Genomic DNA, 19,642 nt, shown 5'->3' with positions numbered 1-19,642 from the left:
CTTTCAGGCATCTTCTTAATGTGTGAACCCGTAGGTCTTAATTTCTTCTTTTTTATGGTAAACTACATGCGCTTTGTTCAAAGCTTCGATTGCTTCTTGCATATCTTGAACATAATCGCAGGCCATGTTCATTCCAAAATCAGCTCTTATAACCAAACGTTGAATGATTTCTTGATCTAAGTTTTTAGGAAGCGGATAAGCCGGTACCTGCCATCCTTTCATCAACAGACGGTCCGCCAAATCATACAAAGTCCATTCACGCGTAGCATCTTCTTTTAGTTTATAGCAAACAATTGGTAATTGAGAGCCATCATTGACAATTTCGAACAAGCCAGTTTCTTCAATTGCTTTAGCAAGATATAATGCGACCTTGTGGGTACGTTCATGAATCGCCTTATAGCCATCAAAGCCATAACGAACAAAATTATAATATTGACCAATCAATTGTGCTGCACTATGAGAAAAATTGATTGCCATTGTTGGCAGTTCACCACCTAGATAGCTGACTTTAAAGATCAATTCTTTTGGCAAATATTGTTGATCACGCCATAAAACCCAGCCAACACCAGGGTAAACCAATCCATATTTATGGCCCGATGAATTGATTGAGATAACATTTTTCAAGCGGAAATCCCACACTAGATCAGGCTCAGTGAACGGTGCGTAGAATCCACCAGAGGCAGCATCTACGTGTATATAGACCTTGTAGTCTGTTTGATTATTGTATTCTTCGACCAAATCATTTAGTCCTTTAATATCATCATAGCGACCTGTATACGTAATACCCATAATACCGACAATTCCAATCGTATACTCATCAACATAATCCATTACTTTATCTAAATTGATCGACATGTGTTCTTGATCCAATGGCACTTCACGCATTTCGATATCCCAATACACACAGAATTTTTCCCAGCAAACTTGGTAGCCAGATGAAATGACTAAATTTGGTTTTTTGGCATTGAGATCCAATCCTAATTTTTCAGCTCGTTTGCGCCAAGCAAACTTCATTGCCATACCTCCCAACATACAGGCTTCTGACGAACCAATTGTAGAAGTCCCCATAAATGTTTCGTGCTCACTGGCATTCCAAAGATCGGCAATCATATTCACACAGCGGTTTTCGATTTCGGTTGTGCGAGGATATTCTGATTTATCAATGGCATTTTTCTCTAGTGTCTGACTCATTAACTTCACTGCTTCTGGCTCCATATAGGTTTGACAGAAGGTTGCTAAGTTCAAACGAGCATTTCCTTCATCTAACATTTCATCTTGTACTAACTGATAGGCTACTCGCGGTTCAATTGATTCCTGATTCAATTTGTATTTTGGTAGATCAACTTGTTCACTTGCTGATCCAAAAATAGGTTCTAAATATTCTGCTTCATCGCGATTTTCTTTTCCATATAACATGTGTAAATCCTCCTAAAATTGCATTTATTTATCTAATGTTTCAACGTGTGTTCTTCTTTTTGAATAATTTGATGTTCGCCACGAGCTGCTGGATAGACTGCCGCATTCATATCTCCTGCTTTCATATGAACGGGTTCTTCTATCTTTTTATGCCCGTGCTTATCATGTAACTCATAAATAATAAACGGTAAGATCACTGTGATCACAAAACTTATCAATAGAATTACTTGATAGGTTCGATCCTCTGCTTTTGCGATTGATGCTGGTGGAACAAAAGAAATCAGCAACGCAAATACGGATAATAGTAGTCCGACACCGGCAATGATCGTTTTTCCAATTGTTTTTCCAGGAACATTATAGGTTCTCTTCAAGTCCTTCTTTTTATAAACTAAGACAAAATAGCCAATAAAGAACAAGAGATAACCCACTAAGTAAATGACCACTGTCAATGAAATTGCGACCAAGAAGGATAAATTATTCCCGCCGCCGCCAAAGGTTAATACAGCACCCCAAATTGTTACGATCAGCCCTTGAATCATAATCAACGGTACTGGTACACCATGCGCATTGGTTTTACGCAAAAAGTTAGGCAATAATCCTCGTTGGGCAGCAGCAAACATTCCTCGAGAGGGGCCAACTACCCAAGAGCTAACTTCTCCCATAACACCAAAAGCAATCATCAACGCAATAACCTTCACTAGCCAACCTAAATGACTATTAAAATGTAAAATCAATGATTGGAATGTTTGAATCACTCCAGCGCTTAATGACAAATCTTTTTGGGGAATTACCGCTGCAACCGAAAAACCACCGATCGCATCTAAGCCAATCGCTAAAATGACCAATAGAATCATTGCTAACGGATAATTTTTCTTGGGATTTTCCAATTCATTGATATGGGAAGCAGATGCCTCAACACCCATATAAGCCAAAATGAAGGAAACAAAAACCACCAATGTTGATAACTGTGAAAAATCTGGAATAAAGGCTTTTTTGCTGATAGCAATCTCGATTGGGTTTCCACCGATGAAATAGGCCGCAGCTAAGCCGAATAAAATGACAGAAGGAATTAAAATTCCAATCACAAACCCTGCTTTCGCAATTTTAGCCGTGCGTTGCGTTCCGCCTAGTTGAGAAAAGGTCAGTCCCCAGAAGATGACCAGCAAGCCGATAAATTTTAATAGCGGATCTGTGTTTAACGCGTGAAAATTCAGCACATAGGATAGTGCTCCCAAAATGAAATAGATCATTGTGACAAAACCAACTGTGATTTGGAACCACTGAAAAAAGATTGCAGCAAAACCAAATCGTTCACCTAAGGTTTGACTCACCCAACTGAAAATTCCACCGTTTTGCCAGCCTTCTACCGTTGACATTTCTGCCGCACATAAGGCTACCGGCAAGAACCATAGAACCCCCCCTAACAGCAAAAAGAAAACCAAATGGAGCTTCGATGTCGCAAAGGTTGGATATTCGTACACCGTTAATACCATCGAAGCTGTCAAAGCAAAAAAGCCAAATAAAGATAATTTTTTCTGATTCATAAAAACGCTTCTTTCCCTTTTACTTAATTAGTTAATCAATAAACGCTTCAGGGAAAAAACATCGAATAATCCTGATAAAGCATTTCAAGCACCTCTTTTCTTACAAGGAGAAGTATAAATAGTATTCAACACTCTTTTTTCTCGATTTTTTTCTTTTCGTTGTCGGTAATCTAAAAAAATAGAGAAAATTTAACGCAAAAAAAGTTCTAGCTCGCTCCTGATATAGGAGAAAGCTAGAACTAATTCACTATAGCTACATACTGTATTCTTTAATGTGCTCGTTCATCAATCCATTAGGGACATCATGTAGGCGATAACCATTTCCCCAATAAGTAATAATTCTTACGTTATCAATATGAGCATGAGCAATTTTCTTTCGGATATTCCCGACAGCCGTCGACATCTGAACTAAACGCGATTTGCTGACTTCGTTGTTCCAAACTTTATTACACAGCTCATCTCTTGAAATGATCTTTCCGCTGCCTTCAGCAAGAGCACTGATAATCTTCTTCTCAATGTTGTTTAGCGAACTGTAAAAAAGAACCAAATCTTGCTTTTTCATTTCCGATTGTCTGACTAAACCTTTGGAGATCGATTCCTTCTGACCTTCACGTTTATCACTCAATAGTAAGAACTCTCTCAATTCAGTCAATGTGCAATCAATTGACAAGCAATGACTCTCATCAATATTTGGCACTGGTTCATCGGTACGTCGCAAATAGTGTAAATCTTTCTCTACAACGATCGGTAAAATTTCATTAAACTCCTGATTCGTCAATGTTTCACTAAAGATGACAATATCAAAAAGGGATAAAATATCTTCAAAATAGTTTGGTTTATCAACATCAAAAAACTCTTTTAAGACAAACACTTCATAATCTAATCGCTGCAATTCATTCTGAAACTCTTGTTCAATGATGATATTTCTAGTTAAAATAATAACTTTTTTCATCTTACTTCACTCCCGTCTTTACTCATGTCCACTTTTTACACCCTTTAACTCCAAAATCGAATCTCCATTTACTCCTCCAAACAGCGAATGCCATATTTCAAATCGTTAATAAGTTCTTGTGGCAAATCGTTTTCCTGTTTCAATACCCTGTTCAACTGTTCTTTCAGATTCGATCCAATATGTTTTGCCTGATCCTCCGCCCGCTGAATAATCTTACGACTTAATGTTGTAGCATCTAACAAAGTGTCTGCAGCGTCTGCTTTTACAAACAAATCAAGGGCGACGTTCTCTTCTTTTTGAAATAGGTAATTAAATAATTGTTCATTTTTGTCACGCTCATGCATATATTGATCTAAAAGCCGTTCATACTTATCCTGTAAGTAATTGATTTCTGCAGCTTTTTCGGAATCATTGCTGCATTCCTGCTGGTAATTTACTCTGCTTCCAAGGATGAAGCGACGCCTTTCCAGATTGTCCTTGTTATGGTAAACAACGATGTCTCTTGATGAAGATACATCTATATCCTCTAATTTCTTTGTTACTTCCTTCAAGCGAAAGCTATAGGCTGAAACTTTTTCTTCTAATGCCCCGCGAATACCTTCCAACTTCTCAACTTGATTCAAAAGTGCCTCACTTTGAACCTCCAAAACTTCAACTTTCTCCAACAACTGTTCTCTGCAATTATCATTTAAATTGGAATCATCAAAATTTTCCATGCTGGTCTCATCTCTCTTCTTTGTGATTAAGATCAAAAGATATCTGCTTCCATATGTATGATTTTTGACTTATTATGTAAAAACGATCTTTCATTTCTGAGCAACCATAACCCTGTAGCGAATTTTCCAGAAGCTTATCTTCTATTTACTATCTATTGATTTTTGCGCTATTTCCTTTAAAGATACCTCCTCAATCCAAAACTGATATGACTTATAAAAATAAATAGATATACCCAATAATCTTTCCTGAACTTCGATTGGCAAATTAATTGTTATCAATTTGAATTGGCTGACATTTGAGAAAATTCAATTAATCTATTAATACCAAACAACAAGAACATCAGTTATATAAACTGCTGAGTACTCTCAATCTCGCTCTAATCCAAAAAGAATAAAAATTATTTTTATTTTAAATAAATAATTTTTATGTTTTATTATACATCTATTTTTAAAAAATTATAAAATATTTTTTATAATAAATCAACAGTATATTAACTTTTCGAGAAACCTTTTTTTTAAATTCATTTTTGCTCATCGAAATTTTTAATCGTTTACACATTTAATACAAATGTTTCAAACACACCGTCATATTTTCTGAAAAACCAATAGAAATGGCTACATGATAATAATTATCTAAAAGTAATAACAGGTTTAATTCTCTTGATGTCCAAACTACATTCTTATTTATGACTACCCAAAAACGATATTTTAAGTCCCTAAACTGCAAATTTAATATACTAATATTTAATATATTTATCTAAGGAAAATAATAACTGTTGCAGCGCTTAAAATTTCGCATAAACAAATATTTATTCATTTCACACTAATATTTATCAACCAACCATTCTGATTTTTCTCTCTACAATTCGTTATTTTTTTAATTGAAGCGCTCTCAATATTACTTATATTTATTCTAATCTAGGAATTCCATTCTAATATAAGAAATAAATAATCAATAGTAGTACGAAAAAAAAGGCTTAAATCATCGTATTTTTCTGAAGTTACCATTTCTTAATTCCTTAATAGGAATCATTCTTTAATTATTATAACAGTCATTTCCTCCTCCCCCTTCTGTTACAAGTAAATAGCAAAATAGTCATTTCCCATTATTCTGAGTGAATTATTTATAGTAATTCGACTATTATCAATGTATTAATATAAAGTTTTCTTTCTATTCAATTTATTTTGTACTACTGTTCTGTATACAACAAAAAAGCGCTTTTCGTTTCAAATACTCAAAACGAGAAGCACTTATATTCTTATTTAATAATGCCAGACGGAAAAACAACATTGGGATCCTTTATAAGAAGCATATTTGTCTCCTATAACTAGTGTTTCCCTCTTACATTTTGTTCGAGTGATAGAGTATTATCGAACCATCGCTTTATGTTCTTCAGCAAGATCATTTTCTAAGTAATCAAAAAACTTTTTGTTTAAACGATAGCCCTGTCCCCAAACTGTTTGAATCGCTTCATCACCAAATTCATTCGCTAGTTTTTCGTTGACTTTTGAAACAACCTTTGAAAGACTTGCTAAAACGGATTTAGTCGGTGCTTTCTCCCAAATTTCTCGACTGATTTCTTCACGCGGTACTGTTCGATCGCCCGCTTGAATCAAATAATAAACAATTTCTTTTTGTTTCAATTTCAAATTTAACTCAGATAATTTTTGTTTGACAGTGACTTGTTGAACATGAGCAGCGTCTTTAGTAGCCAAACTTGACAACTCCGCAATCAATAAAATCTCTCGCAAGCGTTCTAAATCTGCATTCATTGGAATCCACGCATCAAAAGGAGAAGCCGCTGCTTCTTCTGCATTACTTCCTGTTGCACGACGGAAAAGTTTAATATTTCCTTGAGGCAAATGCTTGACTACTTCATAGGCTTCTACATCATAAAGTGTTTCACTAAAAATGATCCCTTCAAATTGCGCAAGAAATGTTTTATCAAGCGAACTTCTTTTTAGTGTCGTTATCATATTACTGGAACAGTATACCTCATTTCCTAGCTGCTTTAATTGTCGTTCAAAACTTTCTTCGTACAATGGAACTTTAGTTAAAAGTAATAATTGCATACCGTTCATCTCCTTCAAAATTGCTTAATCCCATTAAAACTCTTTCTCTAATTTATCGACGTCTATACAAGACTACAGACAGTCTACATTAATAAAATTCGAAAATTAACCCGAAATATCATTTAATGTCTTAAAATAGAAAAACATTTATATAGATCGATTATATTATACCGTTAATTTTAGGTCAATTTTTAATTTGTAAATAATAAAAACATATGTTGACACTTTTTATGAAGAGTATTATAACTAAAGAACACATTCGCCGTTTGCTAGATATCAATTATTCCTTCTAAGTAAACTAAAAAGAGAAAAACGAATATCATTTAAGTCTTTCATCATAGAAAAACGTACAAAAATAAAATTTTTAATTATTAAAAAAATGTAAAAAAAATGCTGCTCATTTTCAATATGTCATAGAAAATGAGCCGTTCATTTACTCAAAACCTTATTTTGCGTTCAAAATCCACATGAAGCCGATGAATACAAAGAATAATCCATACATGATAGGTGAGACCTCTTTGCCGCGTTTAGCAGCAATCATTGTAATCGGATAGAAGATGAACCCTAAGGCGATCCCATCAGAAATACTATAGGTCAAGGGCATCCCGATCAAGATTAAAAATGACGGAATCGCGATTTCTAATTGATCCCACTTGATTTGACGTAATGATTGAGCCATCAATACGCCAACGATGATCAAAGCTGGTGCTGTGACTTGTGAAGTTACGACTGACAATAATGGTGAGAAAAATAAGCCAAAAATAAAGAAGATTCCTGTCGTAATCGCAGTCAAGCCAGAACGACCACCTACTGCAATTCCCGCTGATGACTCAACGTACGCGCCTACTGGAGAAGTTCCTAACAGCGAACCAGCTAACATTGCAGTAGAATCTGATGCCAACGCTTTTCCGACCCGCGGCATTTTATTATCCTTCATGAAACCCGCTTGATTGGCTAATCCAACCAATGTCCCAGCAGTATCGAAGAAGGTCACTAATAAAAACGTTAATACAACGACCCATAACTGAAGAGTGTTGATATCCTTTACGTGCTTTAATGCAACTAAGAAAGTCGGCTTCAAACTAGGTGCAGCAGAAACAATATGAGTTGGTGCTTGAATCAAACCTGTAACCAATCCCAGCAGGGTGGTCGCGACCATCCCAATAAATATTCCGCCAGGTACACGTCGAACAGTCAAGATCGCTGTTATGATCAAGCCAAAAATAGTTAACCACGTTGTCCCGACACCCATTGATCCTAGACCGACTAGTGTCGACTTATTCGCAACAATAATGCCACCCTCACTCAATCCTAAAAAGGCGATGAATAAGCCGATCCCGCCAGAGATCGCATACTTCAAATCAGCTGGAATAGCATCGATGATCATCTCGCGTAGTTTGAAAATCGTGATCAAGATAAAGATCAGTGACGCTACAAATACACCTGCTAAAGCCGTCTCCCAACGAATTCCCATGCCGATACAAACAGAATAAGCGAAAAATGCATTGATCCCAAGAGCCGGAGCTGTTGCGATCGGATAGCGTGCCAACACCCCCATCAGGATACAGCCCAACGCGCTAGCTAACGCGGTTGCAGTGAAGACCGCCCCTTCGTTCATTCCTGACGCACCCAACACACTTGGGTTAACAAACAAAATATACGCCATCGAAATAAAGGTGGTAAAGCCCGCCAATAGTTCTCTTTTAACTGTTGTGTTCAATTTTTCTAGTTCAAAATAGGAATTTATTTTCCCTCTCATGATGCTCCCCCTACAATCTAAAAACGTTCGTAAAATAATAGCTTGTTTTTCCAAACAACGAGGATAATCATATAATAAAGGAGAAAATATGTAAACAATTATATGTAACAGCATCAAAACACGAACATTATCCGATTAAAATACATGACTGATTGAAACCCTTTCCCTCCCTATAAACAAAGTATTGGACAAATACGAGGATACTGGCTAATTTTATTAAGGATTATACTTGCAAAGGAGAATTACTTTGAGACACCTTACTTTTAAACAATTTTGGGAGCTATCAGAAATATATACTGCTCCATTAAATCTTTTTATTATTTTATTAGGCTATGCAATCGCGAAATTCCAGCTAAATAGTCTGCCAAGTCCTGAATTTTTTCTATTTGTTTTGATCATCGTGATGTTTCATATAACCGTCAATGTCTTTAATCATTATATGGATTATCGCAACGCCTCAGATGAAAACTACAAACAGCAAACCAATATTATCGGACGCGATCATTTGGATCTGCGTTTTGTGCGGAATTTCTATCTCTTTAATTTGATCATTTCTTTCTTGTTGGGATTAATTTTGGTATGGCGGACGAATTGGGTGATTGGGGTTTTAGGTGTGATCGGGTTTTACATCGGACTGTTCTACTCATACGGTCGTCGCCCATTGAATAGCCTGCCGATCGCTGAAGCATTAACTGGTACTGCCAGCGGTTTCTTTATTACTGTTGTGAGCTATTACTTAGCTGTTTATCAAACACATGTCATTACTCTGCCGATGATTGGCAAAGTTTTCCTGATCAGCTTGCCGCTGGTATTGATGATGTTTAATAATTTACTGGCAAACAATACCTGCGATTTAGAAGAAGACATTGAAAATCATCGTAAAACACTGGTTTATTATTTAGGCAAACCGGTTGCGGTGAAGGTTTTATTAGCTGTTTACGCTTTTAGCTTTATCTGGCTATTCGTCTTAGTTATCACTGGTTTGGCACCATGGACAGTCCTATTTTTACTTTTCCTTTTCCCGAAAAATTGGCAAAGCCTAAAAAAATACCGTGCAATACAGGACAAAAAGACCACTTTTCCGATCGTCTTAAAAGCTATGTCAGCGATTATGGTGATCTATCCTGTACTTTATTTTATCGGTTCGCTATTTGCATAGAATAGCGAACTCACATTAAAAGCCTCACTTTTCCAAAACAGTGAAAAATGAGGTTTTTTCGTACGCATACGATTGTTCTAAAGAACCCGTTTATTGTTTTAGCAGAAAATACTTGACTAGAACTCGCTTCCTCGTCAAACTGCGAAAAGCAAAACTCGCAAAAAGCCTATGCGACTTTTACTTTAGAAAGTTGCACAGGCTTCATTTTATACCATTAATAAATTAATATTTAGTGTGCTGATATCCATTTGCTGCTCGCTGGTTATCTGAGAATCAGTAATTAGATAATCACATTCATCCGGCTTAGCAAATTGCTTGAAGCTGCGCTGATTAATTTTGCTGGACTCGCATAAGACGATTTTGATCCGTCCGATATTCATCAAACATTTCTTCATTTCTGCTGTTTCGTAATTTGGTGTAGAGTAGCCGTAATCCTTATCGAAGGAGGTCGTACCAAAAATTACCTTATCGACTGAAAAACCTGCTAAGCCTAGTGCAACAGAGCTTCCTGATACATAGGGATACCCATTACGAATCGCTCCGCCAATGACCTGTACTTGATAATTCGTCTTTTCGCTGATCAATAAAGCAATCTCCAAATCATAGGTCAAAATCGTCAGACGCTTTAATGGACTATTGATCAATTTTTCGGCAAAAGCTCTGCAAGAAGTTCCCGTATCAATCGCCAAAATATCATTCTCTTCAATCAAGCGAACTGCCCGTTCCGCGATCCGGTATTTCTCATTGGTATACTCGCGGCTTTTGGGAATAATCTCAACACTGCGCTGAAAGTCCCGCTTGATCACACCGCCATGCGTCCTCGTCACTAAGCCCTCATTCTCAAGCTCCCGCAAATCGTTGCGAATCGTAGAACCGGTCACGTTAAACAGATCCGCTAACTCGGCAACTTGCATCCGATTTTTTTCATTGACTATATTAACGATTGATTGCTTTCTTTCTTCTGCATACAATTGATCATCCATTTTTTATCACCTTTTTGTGTTTTGTTTCATTATAAAAGAAACTGAAAACGTAAGCAATTAAACTAAAATTATTCTTTGAAGACAATCACGTTCTTCAGCCCAATGGCGTTTTTAGCATTTTCCAGCGCTTCATCAAATTGATCGATCGAATAACGCTTCGTAATCAAGTCCTGCAATGGGATCCTTCCGCTGGCAACCAGCTGTGCTGATGTCCGATAGCCCATTAGGCTGGCCCGAGTACAGCCAAACACACGTAATTGTTTATAATGAAGAATATTCGTATTCAAACGAACTTCTTCTTTTTCTTTTGGCAATCCGCCGAAGAAGAGGCAGCGACCATTCATCGCCATATAATTAAAGCTGGCTTCCTGCGCCTGCGGAGCTGGTGCCGCGATAATGCATAGATCCACTCCTTGATTATTTGTTTCCGCAAAGATTTTGTCCTTCAAGTTTTCAGAAGTTAAGGTAATCAAATCTGGGATCATTTTCTTAGCATCTGCTAAACGAGCTTCCGACAGATCATTCATCATGACCTTCCCGGCACCTCTAGCTCGAGCCAGCATCGCATGCATGATTCCGATCGGACCTGATCCGATAATCAAGACATTATCTCCAGGGTTATTTCCAGCAATTTCTTGTCCATTGAATACACAGCTGAAAGGTTCGATCAAAGCGGCTTCTTCATAGGACAATTTATCCGGAATTAACGAGATATTTCCTTGGCGCACGGCTTTTTCTGGAATGACCAGATATTCGGCGAATCCTCCTGGTAAGTTGATGCCAAACGCTTCATAGCTTTCACATAAATGGGTATTTCCGCTGACACATTGATCACAGATACCGCAGCCCATATTTGGCGCGATCGCCACCCGCATTCCTGCCTTGTAGAAATTAACGGCTGCTCCGACCTCAACAATATCACCAGAAATCTCATGACCTAAAGTCAATGGCGTCTCTTCACTTGCTGTCGGATAACCATTTTTATACATCCGAACATCGGTCCCGCAGATTGAAGCGGCTTTAACTTTGATCAATACTTCCTTTTCAGATATCTCTGGTTTAGGCAAATCACTTAATTGGATCTTTTCTTTTCCTAATAATTGGATTGCTTTCATTTATACCTCCACCTCAACAATTCTATTTTCCAGCAGCGAGGTCAAGCCCGCGTTGACTAAGCGAACCGACATCAAGCCATCTTTCCCCGTACACTGAGGTTCCGTATCCTTCAAGATACAATCAACAAACGCTTGATCCTCAGCCACATAGGCTTCTCTGAATAAATACATCCAGCTATGCATCGTTGGTTGGATCAGTTTTTGATCACTCGTAGCAACCACAATATTATGCTTTCCTTGATCCCCAACCAAGATACTGCCTTTGGTCCCAAGAATCTCCGTACGTGCATCATAACCGTATTGAACATACTGAGCACCGTCAATCAGACCTAATTTTCCGTCTGCAAACCGCAGATTCATCGCTACAGTATCGTAATAATCAGGAAACTCCTCTCTGACTTCAGGTGAACGATAATTACCGCCATTGGCATAAATGCTGCTCACTTCACTACCAGTTAACCAACGTAAAGTATCTAGATCATGACTGTTCACCTCGCCGATTGGTCCATTACTTTTATGAATATCAAACATCCACGGCTTTGGTTCACTTGGTCCGTGGGTCAGCGATTTTACTAGCACCACATCACCAATTGCTCCTGATTCCACGATTTTTTTCGCTTCTTGAAAGCTAGCGTCAAAGCGGCGCATAAATCCGACCTGCAGCTTCACTTGATTCTTCTCTGCCGCCTGGATCATTTCAAGACATTCCGCCTCGTCCATCGCTAGTGGCTTCTCACATAGAATGTGTTTTTTTGCCGCAGTTGCCGCTAACGCGATTTCTTTATGATAGACCGTCGGAGTGACGATTACGACTGCGTCGATCTCGGGATTCTCCATGACTTCATGGTAATCCTCATAGATATATTGGCAATCCACTTCTTTTTGGGCTGCTGCTAAACTTTCTTTTGACGGATCGCACAAAGCGATTAATTTGGCATTTTCAATCCTACGAGCAAAGTTTTTACCATGGATCATTCCCGCTCTGCCAGTGCCTATCAAACAAACGTTAATTAAATCTGTCATGCCGATCATTACTCCTTAGCCGCTTGTTTTTTCTGCGACATTACTTTTACTGCTGTTACCAAAAATCCACTGACTGCTGTTCCGATTGCTAGGGCAAGCACGTAAAGCAGCACATTTTCCACTGCTCCTGGGATCAAGAAGACAAAGAAGCCGCCATGAGGAACCGCAATTCCACACTTGAAAATCATTGATAAAGCTCCTGTGATCGCCGAGCCAACTGTTACTGACGCTAATACACGAATCGGATCTGCTGCCGCGAAAGGAATCGCCCCTTCAGAAATGAAGGATAATCCTAGTACCCAGGCTGATTTCCCTGCTTCCCGTTCTTCCTTGCTGTATAGGTTTTTACCTAAAACCGTTGAAGATAGGGCCATTGCTAACGGTGGTACCATCCCAGAAACCATGACTGCTGCCATGACCATGCTTGTTTCTCCGGCACCTAAGTTAGTCAACGATGCAACACCGAAGAAATAGGCTGCCTTGCCAATCGGGCCGGCTAAATCGATCGCCATCATCCCGCCCAAGAGCAATCCTAACAACACAGAATTCATGCCTGATAAACTATTCAACCAGTTGGTAATTCCTTCATTCAATGCTGTAATCGGAATCCCGACAATAAATTTCATCACAAGTCCAACGAATAAGACGGATACGACTGGAAGGATCAAGACTGGCAATAGACCTGAAAATGCTGGCGGTAATTTTAGAACCTTCTTCAAAAAGTGAACAGTATAACCGGCTAAGAAACCACCTAACAATGCACCCAGAAATCCGGCATTCATTGAAGAAGCGATCATCCCTGCGACCATCCCTGGTACAAGCCCTGGTCGATCCGCGATCGAAAAGGCTACATATCCACCTAGGATCGGCCACATCAAGCCCATCGCGATCCCGCCTAATTCATTTATTGCCGAAGCAAGCTCCCCCTTGGCGTTGATTCCGCCAAATGCAAAGGCTAGCGCGATACAAATGCCGCCTGCTACAACGAAAGGAATCATGTAGGAAACACCCGTCATCAAGTGACTATAAATACCGCTCTTTTCCGCTTTTGCTTCTGATTTTACATCTGCTGAAGTTTTGTAGATCGCTGCATTTGGTGCACGATCAAATAAATCATCTGGATGATCGATCGCCTCGGTGACATCCACTTCCAACAAACGTTTGCCATTAAAACGATCCTTATTCACCGAAGTACTAGCAGCGATAATCACGGCATCTGCATCAGCAATCTCCTGCTCGGTCAAGACATTTTCAGCACCGATTGAGCCTTGTGTTTCCACCTTGATTTCGATATTGCGTTTTTTCGCTGCGATCTCTAAGTTTTCCGCCGCCATATAAGTGTGCGCGATCCCCGTCGAACACGATGTAATACCCACTATTTTCATTTTCTTCACCCTTTCCTATTCAAAAATCTGATAGATTTCTTCTGCAGCAGTACAAGTCATCAGCTTTTGACGGACATCATCATGCATTAGCTTCCGCGACAATTTGCTTAGAATTCTCAAGTGTTCATCGTTTGACGTTTCCGGTACCGCGATCAAGAACATCAAATGAACCGGTTTGCCATCCATCGAATCATACTGGATTCCTGCTTGACTACGCCCAAAAGCTAATGATGGTTCGGTCACTGCCGCACTTTTTCCATGCGGAATCGCGACCCCAAAGCCGATCCCGGTAGTGCTTTCTTCCTCTCGTTTCAGCACAGCACCCAAGTAAACGCTATCATTTGTAACAACACCTTCATCTACGAAGGTGTTCGCTAGTTCACTGATCGCCGCCTGTTTCTCTGTTGCTGTTAAATTAAAATTGATAAAGGCTGGTTTCAATACATCGCGAATTTCTGTCATTGTTTTACCCCTCTTGTTTCTTGTATTCTTCGACAATTTTGATTCCCGAACTGGTTCCTAAACGTTCCGCCCCTGCTTCCACCATCTTCAAAGCTGTGTCTAAATCACGAATACCTCCGGCTGCTTTCACTTTTACATCAGCGCCTACGACTTTTTTCATCAATGCAACATCTTCCAAAGTAGCCCCGCCTGTACCAAATCCAGTTGATGTTTTTACAAAATCGGGTTTCACTTCCTTGGCAATCTCACACACAGTGACCTTTTCCGCATCCGTTAAATAGCAATTTTCTAAAATGACTTTACTAATAATTCCGCCTTCACGAGAAGCATTCACAATTGCTTTCATTTCCTCACGAATATAGTCGCTGTCGCCATCCTTCAATTTGCCGATATTGATCACGTAATCAATTTCATCTGCCCCATTTTTGATTGCATCCTGTACTTCAAATACCTTCGTTTCAATGGTCGTTTGCCCTAACGGAAATCCGATCGCTGCTCCCACGTGAACTTCGCTATCCTTCAAGAAATCCCGGCACATCGCTACTGGATAAGAATTGATCGCTACCATTTTGAACCCATATTCATCTGCTTCTTTGCAGAGCTGCTCGAACCCCTCTTTCGTTGCATCTGCCTTCAATAATGTGTGATCCACCATATTTGCTAATTTTTTTAACTCGATCATTCGCTTGCTCCTTTTTATTTTTATTTACACCCTTATATTATCATTTACTTTCATTTTGTCAATACTTGAAAATGTTTTTTTGAAATAAAAGCAAATATGATACCTTTAGTTTTGATGATAAGTAAAAAAACACCAGTTTACCTGAATAAACTGGTGTTTCTCCTATTAACATTTTAAAAGCAAATGAAAATTATTGAGTCAATTTGTCAGGCCAAGCAGAGGTTCCACCTAAAACATTGACCACATTATATCCTTGCCCGCTCAAAAAGGCACAGGCATTTTCAGAACGAGCACCAGATTGGCAGATCAGGTAGTATTCTTCTTCCGGATTAAGATCAATCCTATATGTTCCTAAACTGCTCAAAGGCAAGTTTTTCGCATTCGGAACATGCCCAGCTTGATACTCATAGGCTTCACGAACATCGATGATTTTTATTTCTTTTTGTTTGGTCAGATGATAAAAATCATTCATGTTGATTGATTTACTCATAGATTAATTCCTCCGGTCTCACCGTTTTATACAAAGCAAAGGCGCCATCTAAGTTTTTAACGGTGAAGCCCTTTTGTTTTAGCAGCCGCTCCGCAACATAGCTTCTCAAACCGCTGTGACAGCTAACAATGTAATTCTTTGCTGGATCCAATTCTGAAAGTCGATCTCTTAACTGGTTCAGAGGAATATTGATAGCGTCAGGGAAACGACCATTTGCTAATTCTTCGGGATTACGTACATCTAATAATTGACTGCCATTTTTCTGCTCTTCCTTTAATTGATGCCATTGGATCGAATCACTGATTCCCTCAGACAGATTAATTGCCGCGTATCCCAGCATATTGACCGGATCTTTGGCCGAACCAAATGGCGGAGCATACGTAAATTCTAATTCCGGCAGATCAAAAATTGTTAATCCGCCTTTGATTGCTGTCGCCAAGATATCGATCCGCTTATCGACACTGTTCCCGCCGACGCCTTGGGCACCATAGATTTTCCCAGTATTTGGATCAAACACTAGTTTCAATGTTAAGTCGCTCGCACCAGGATAATAACCGGCATGATCTTTTCCAGAAACATGCACTACTTGATAGTCCAGTCCCAATTGTTTGACCACACGTTCACTTAGACCGGTCGATGCGGCAGCAAGATTAAAGACCCGTACGATTGCTGTTCCGATGCTTCCGCGATTGGTCCGTTTCAATCCTGCGATCACATCAGCCACTTGACGACCCTGGCGATTCGCTGGAGAAGCTAACGAAATCAATGCGTCTTCCCCACTGACCTGCTGTTTCACAACGATCGCATCGCCGACTGCAAAAATATCAGCGGCACTCGTTTGATATTTTTCATCAACAAGTATTCCTCCGCCCAAGCCTGTTTCTATTCCCGCCTCTTCAGCAAGCGCGTTCTCTGGACGAACACCAACAGAAAGAATTGTCAGGTCAGAGGCCACTTCTTCCCCATTGGTTAGGGTGATTTTTCTCCCTTGTTCACTGAAGCTTTCAGCTGACTCACCAGTGATCACTCGAACACCATTAGCAATCAGTTCCTTTTGGACAAAAGCAGCCATCTCTTCATCTAACGGCGGTAAGACATGGGGGGCTTTTTCGATCACTGTCACATCTAAGCCCCGTGCTTTCAAATTTTCTGCCATTTCCAAGCCAATAAAGCCCGCACCGATTACTGTAGCCTTCTTTGGCTCATGTTTTAAAGCCTCCATGATTTGATCTAAATCTGGCACATTGCGTAAACTATACACATTCGTCGCTTCAGCTAATCCTGCCATCTCTGGAATCAATGGTTTTGCACCTGGTGATAAAATCAATTTGTCGTAGTTTTCTTCAAAGCTTCCCTGTTTATTTTTGATTGTCACAGTTTTCTTTGCCGGATGGATATTCGTCACTTCATGGAAAGGTCGAACATCTAAATTGAAACGTGCTTGTAGCGACTCTGGTGTTTGAACCAAAAGCGCCTCCCGATCAGCAATTTCACCGGAAACGTAGTAAGGCAAGCCGCAATTAGCAAACGAAACGAAAGGGCCCTTCTCTAGAACAATAATCTCTGCATCTTCCATTAATCGGCGCAGACGTGTAGCGGCAGACATTCCACCAGCGACACCACCTACAATAATAATTTTCATGTTATTTTCCTCCTCGAATCGGACCGTTCCAGCGATTCATGCCGCCTTGAACGTTCGTTGCTTCATACCCTTTTTGCTTCAAAATCTTTACAGCCTGTTTGCTCCGCATCCCTGATTGACAGATCACATACACTTCTTTTTCTTTTCCTTGATAGCGATCGATTTTGTCTAAGGGTACATTCACCGCTTTTGTAATATGCCCTCCACGGTATTCCTGTGGTGTACGAACATCTAGTAAAGTGATTGATTTTCCAAGCTTATCAGCTAATTCATTTGTAGAAATAGTCGAATTTTTTTTAAATAAACTAAACATTTCTCGGTCTCCTTATGTTCTCATTCCAATATACCTCATAGGGTATTTTTACCATAGCGAAATGAAACCTGTCAACCATTCTGTTTGGCAAAAATTATCGATAAAAGCGATCCACTTGACGAAACATACCCTCACTAGGTATATTCTTGGTAAGTTAATTTATTAAAGGAAGTGTAGCTAGATGGAACTGGAAGAAAAGAAAATCCTTAATCGGTTGAAAAGAACAGAAGGACAGATTCGTGGTGTTCAAAAGATGATCGACGAGGAAAAGGAATGTATTGATATCATCACCCAATTAAGTGCGGTCCGATCTAGTATTGATCGAGTTATGGGAATGATTATGGCTGAGAATTTGAAGAATTGTTTTGAAAATCCCGATAGCAATCCAGAGGAACAATCACAAAAGTTAGAACAAGCTATAAATATGATTATTAAGAAATAAGGTGTAATAATGAAAGTTGTTTTCCATATCGACGAATTAGAAAAATGGACTGAAACTGCTAATAATGTTAAAAACTTGTTGAAAGAGCCAGAAAAAATAGCTATTATTGTTTTAATTAACGGTAAAGCTATTAAAGGATATCTTGCCGCCGAAAATCAAGCATTTATCGCTACAGAGGGAGTAACATTTCACGCCTGCAATAATGCGATGCGAGCAAATAATATCACGAAAGAGCAGTTACCAGAGGATGTCGTTGTCGTCCCTGCTGGAGTTTTAGATTTGATTGAATTACAAGCACAGGGCTATGCCTATATCAAACCATAATTAACTATTCACGCAGGATGCTACTCGGGGAAGGGAGTAGGGTTTTGAACACTATTGAAAACATCAACAAAAAAATGCATGTCACAGGCAGTCTAATTAATCTGAAAACAATTCAAGAGCACTTTGAAAAAATCAACGCGATGGATATTTGCTCGGAAGAAGAAAAACAAGAAATCGCTGAATTTCTTGATGCCATTGAAGAAGAGATCGATTCAATTCAGGAGAAAATCGGATTTATCCGACAGATGTGATTGGTTGAAGGTGAATCATTACTAGCTGTTGATTCATTGCAAGTGATAACTGACAGCTAGCTCATTGTAGATGAATTCATTTTTCCAAAGAACGGAAAAAGGATTCTATTTTCGTACGCATATCATTTTTCTAACCTGCTGAAAGCAGGAAGAAAAACTGACAAAGAAGAGCTCCCCATCCATGATTTAGGAGAATCATGGATGGGGAGTTCTTATGCACTCATTTTACGATAAACGTCGATAATTTCTTTTGCTAAGTCGGTAAAAGCAATCGAAGTCATCAGATGATCTTGACTATGAACAGTCAGTAAATTCAAATTAAGGTGCTCACCTTGTGCTTCTTTGGTTAGCAGTCCTGTTTGCGAATGGTGCGCTTCGACTAATGATTCTTCAGCTTCCTTGATTTTTTCATCGGCTAGCTGAAAGTCGCCGCTTTTTGCTTCTTGAATAGCTTCCATGGCATTGCTTTTCGCATTTCCGCCATGAATAATCAGTCCCATGACTGCTTCTAAATTTTCTTCTTGCATGTAAAGTCTCCTTCATTTTTTATCCCTGATAACTAGCCGTTGATCATTGCTACCGCTTGACCAAGAACTTTTTCACCATTCATCATGCCGTAATCGGTCATGTCAATCACATCAACAGGAATCCCCAACGGTGCTAATTTTTCTTCAAATTGCTTTTGCATAAAGCGGACTTGCGGTCCTAATAGAACGGTATTGATTTCTTTTTGTTCTAGTTTATTGGTCGCATCTGCGGCGGCGGTCGCAAAGATCTCTACATCAAGCCCTTGTGTTTCGGCCGCTTTTTGCATTTTTGTGACTAACATACTGGTACTCATCCCAGCGTTACAAACTAACATAATTGTTTTTTCACTCATTCCATTTTGCCTCCTATTTCAAATGAAGTAT

At 39.2% G+C, this 19,642-nt stretch carries 21 protein-coding genes; 4 read left to right on the top strand and 17 right to left on the bottom strand.

From position 1 onward, the window contains the following. Positions 1-15: 15 nt before the first annotated feature. The 6 genes from E6139_RS09475 to E6139_RS09450 all read right to left on the bottom strand — a co-directional run bounded on the left by E6139_RS09475 (position 16) and on the right by E6139_RS09450 (position 8,460). A complete protein-coding gene (locus E6139_RS09475) occupies positions 16-1,416 on the bottom strand; it encodes a glutamate decarboxylase (RefSeq protein WP_316402821.1) in 1,401 nt (466 codons plus the stop codon). A gap of 32 nt (positions 1,417-1,448) precedes the next feature. Beyond that, on the bottom strand, positions 1,449-2,960 hold the full coding sequence (gene gadC, locus E6139_RS09470) for a glutamate:gamma-aminobutyrate antiporter (RefSeq protein ID WP_316402820.1): 1,512 nt from the start codon (positions 2,958-2,960) through the stop codon (positions 1,449-1,451). Positions 2,961-3,213: 253 nt separating this feature from the next. Beyond that, positions 3,214-3,912 carry a helix-turn-helix domain-containing protein gene (locus E6139_RS09465; RefSeq protein ID WP_316402819.1) on the bottom strand — a complete coding sequence of 233 codons (699 nt, stop codon included), beginning with the start codon at positions 3,910-3,912 and terminating at the stop codon, positions 3,214-3,216. 68 nt (positions 3,913-3,980) lie between these two features. Continuing rightward, a complete protein-coding gene (locus E6139_RS09460) occupies positions 3,981-4,628 on the bottom strand; it encodes a hypothetical protein (RefSeq protein ID WP_316402818.1) in 648 nt (215 codons plus the stop codon). A 1,368-nt stretch (positions 4,629-5,996) separates the two neighbouring features. After that, positions 5,997-6,701, bottom strand: coding sequence for a helix-turn-helix domain-containing protein (locus E6139_RS09455; RefSeq protein WP_316402817.1), 705 nt, complete (start codon positions 6,699-6,701; stop codon positions 5,997-5,999). Between the two features lie 445 nt (positions 6,702-7,146). Next, positions 7,147-8,460 (bottom strand): NCS2 family permease, encoded by a 1,314-nt coding sequence (locus E6139_RS09450; RefSeq protein WP_316402816.1) that lies wholly within the window; start codon positions 8,458-8,460, stop codon positions 7,147-7,149. Positions 8,461-8,707: 247 nt separating this feature from the next. Between E6139_RS09450 and E6139_RS09445 the strand changes: the two genes are divergently transcribed. Next, positions 8,708-9,619: a UbiA family prenyltransferase gene (locus E6139_RS09445; protein ID WP_316402815.1), complete on the top strand. Its 912-nt coding sequence runs from the start codon at positions 8,708-8,710 to the stop codon at positions 9,617-9,619. A gap of 206 nt (positions 9,620-9,825) precedes the next feature. Here the strand turns inward: E6139_RS09445 and E6139_RS09440 are convergent, their stop codons facing one another. The 9 genes from E6139_RS09440 to E6139_RS09400 all read right to left on the bottom strand — a co-directional run bounded on the left by E6139_RS09440 (position 9,826) and on the right by E6139_RS09400 (position 17,714). Continuing rightward, entirely contained in the window at positions 9,826-10,602 is a 777-nt protein-coding gene (locus E6139_RS09440) for a DeoR/GlpR family DNA-binding transcription regulator (protein WP_316402814.1), read from the bottom strand. A gap of 68 nt (positions 10,603-10,670) precedes the next feature. Continuing rightward, positions 10,671-11,717, bottom strand: coding sequence for an alcohol dehydrogenase catalytic domain-containing protein (locus E6139_RS09435; RefSeq protein ID WP_316402813.1), 1,047 nt, complete (start codon positions 11,715-11,717; stop codon positions 10,671-10,673). After that, positions 11,718-12,740: a Gfo/Idh/MocA family oxidoreductase gene (locus E6139_RS09430; protein ID WP_316402812.1), complete on the bottom strand. Its 1,023-nt coding sequence runs from the start codon at positions 12,738-12,740 to the stop codon at positions 11,718-11,720. A gap of 8 nt (positions 12,741-12,748) precedes the next feature. Continuing rightward, on the bottom strand, positions 12,749-14,125 hold the full coding sequence (locus E6139_RS09425; protein WP_316402811.1) for a fructose-specific PTS transporter subunit EIIC: 1,377 nt from the start codon (positions 14,123-14,125) through the stop codon (positions 12,749-12,751). A 15-nt stretch (positions 14,126-14,140) separates the two neighbouring features. Continuing rightward, positions 14,141-14,587, bottom strand: coding sequence for a PTS sugar transporter subunit IIA (locus tag E6139_RS09420; protein WP_316402810.1), 447 nt, complete (start codon positions 14,585-14,587; stop codon positions 14,141-14,143). 4 nt (positions 14,588-14,591) lie between these two features. After that, positions 14,592-15,269, bottom strand: a complete 678-nt coding sequence (gene deoC / locus E6139_RS09415) for a deoxyribose-phosphate aldolase (RefSeq protein WP_316402809.1) — start codon at positions 15,267-15,269, stop codon at positions 14,592-14,594. Between the two features lie 190 nt (positions 15,270-15,459). Further along, positions 15,460-15,759 (bottom strand): rhodanese-like domain-containing protein, encoded by a 300-nt coding sequence (locus E6139_RS09410; protein WP_316402808.1) that lies wholly within the window; start codon positions 15,757-15,759, stop codon positions 15,460-15,462. Then, a complete protein-coding gene (locus E6139_RS09405) occupies positions 15,752-17,401 on the bottom strand; it encodes an FAD-dependent oxidoreductase (protein ID WP_316402807.1) in 1,650 nt (549 codons plus the stop codon). Before E6139_RS09405 ends, E6139_RS09410 begins: the two co-directional genes overlap by 8 nt. Position 17,402: 1 nt before the next feature. Then, entirely contained in the window at positions 17,403-17,714 is a 312-nt protein-coding gene (locus E6139_RS09400; RefSeq protein WP_316402806.1) for a rhodanese-like domain-containing protein, read from the bottom strand. A gap of 181 nt (positions 17,715-17,895) precedes the next feature. Here E6139_RS09400 and E6139_RS09395 point away from each other — a divergent pair, with 181 nt between their 5' ends. The 3 genes from E6139_RS09395 to E6139_RS09385 are packed head-to-tail and all read left to right on the top strand — an operon-like array spanning position 17,896 to position 18,731. Continuing rightward, positions 17,896-18,156 carry a metal-sensitive transcriptional regulator gene (locus E6139_RS09395; protein ID WP_316402805.1) on the top strand — a complete coding sequence of 87 codons (261 nt, stop codon included), beginning with the start codon at positions 17,896-17,898 and terminating at the stop codon, positions 18,154-18,156. Positions 18,157-18,165: 9 nt separating this feature from the next. Beyond that, complete coding sequence (locus tag E6139_RS09390; RefSeq protein WP_316402804.1) at positions 18,166-18,480, top strand: DsrE family protein; 315 nt, start codon at positions 18,166-18,168, stop codon at positions 18,478-18,480. A 44-nt stretch (positions 18,481-18,524) separates the two neighbouring features. Continuing rightward, entirely contained in the window at positions 18,525-18,731 is a 207-nt protein-coding gene (locus E6139_RS09385; RefSeq protein ID WP_316402803.1) for a hypothetical protein, read from the top strand. A gap of 212 nt (positions 18,732-18,943) precedes the next feature. Here E6139_RS09385 and E6139_RS09380 read toward each other — a convergent pair whose 3' ends face one another. Beyond that, positions 18,944-19,258 carry a PTS lactose/cellobiose transporter subunit IIA gene (locus E6139_RS09380; RefSeq protein ID WP_316402802.1) on the bottom strand — a complete coding sequence of 105 codons (315 nt, stop codon included), beginning with the start codon at positions 19,256-19,258 and terminating at the stop codon, positions 18,944-18,946. 32 nt (positions 19,259-19,290) lie between these two features. Continuing rightward, positions 19,291-19,611 carry a PTS sugar transporter subunit IIB gene (locus E6139_RS09375; RefSeq protein ID WP_316402801.1) on the bottom strand — a complete coding sequence of 107 codons (321 nt, stop codon included), beginning with the start codon at positions 19,609-19,611 and terminating at the stop codon, positions 19,291-19,293. Between the last annotated feature and the right edge of the window lie 31 nt (positions 19,612-19,642).

Origin of the sequence: Enterococcus sp. (assembly GCF_032555305.1) — a bacterium.
Lineage (GTDB): Bacteria > Bacillota > Bacilli > Lactobacillales > Enterococcaceae > Enterococcus_A.
This window is presented reverse-complemented; position numbering and strand designations above follow the sequence as displayed.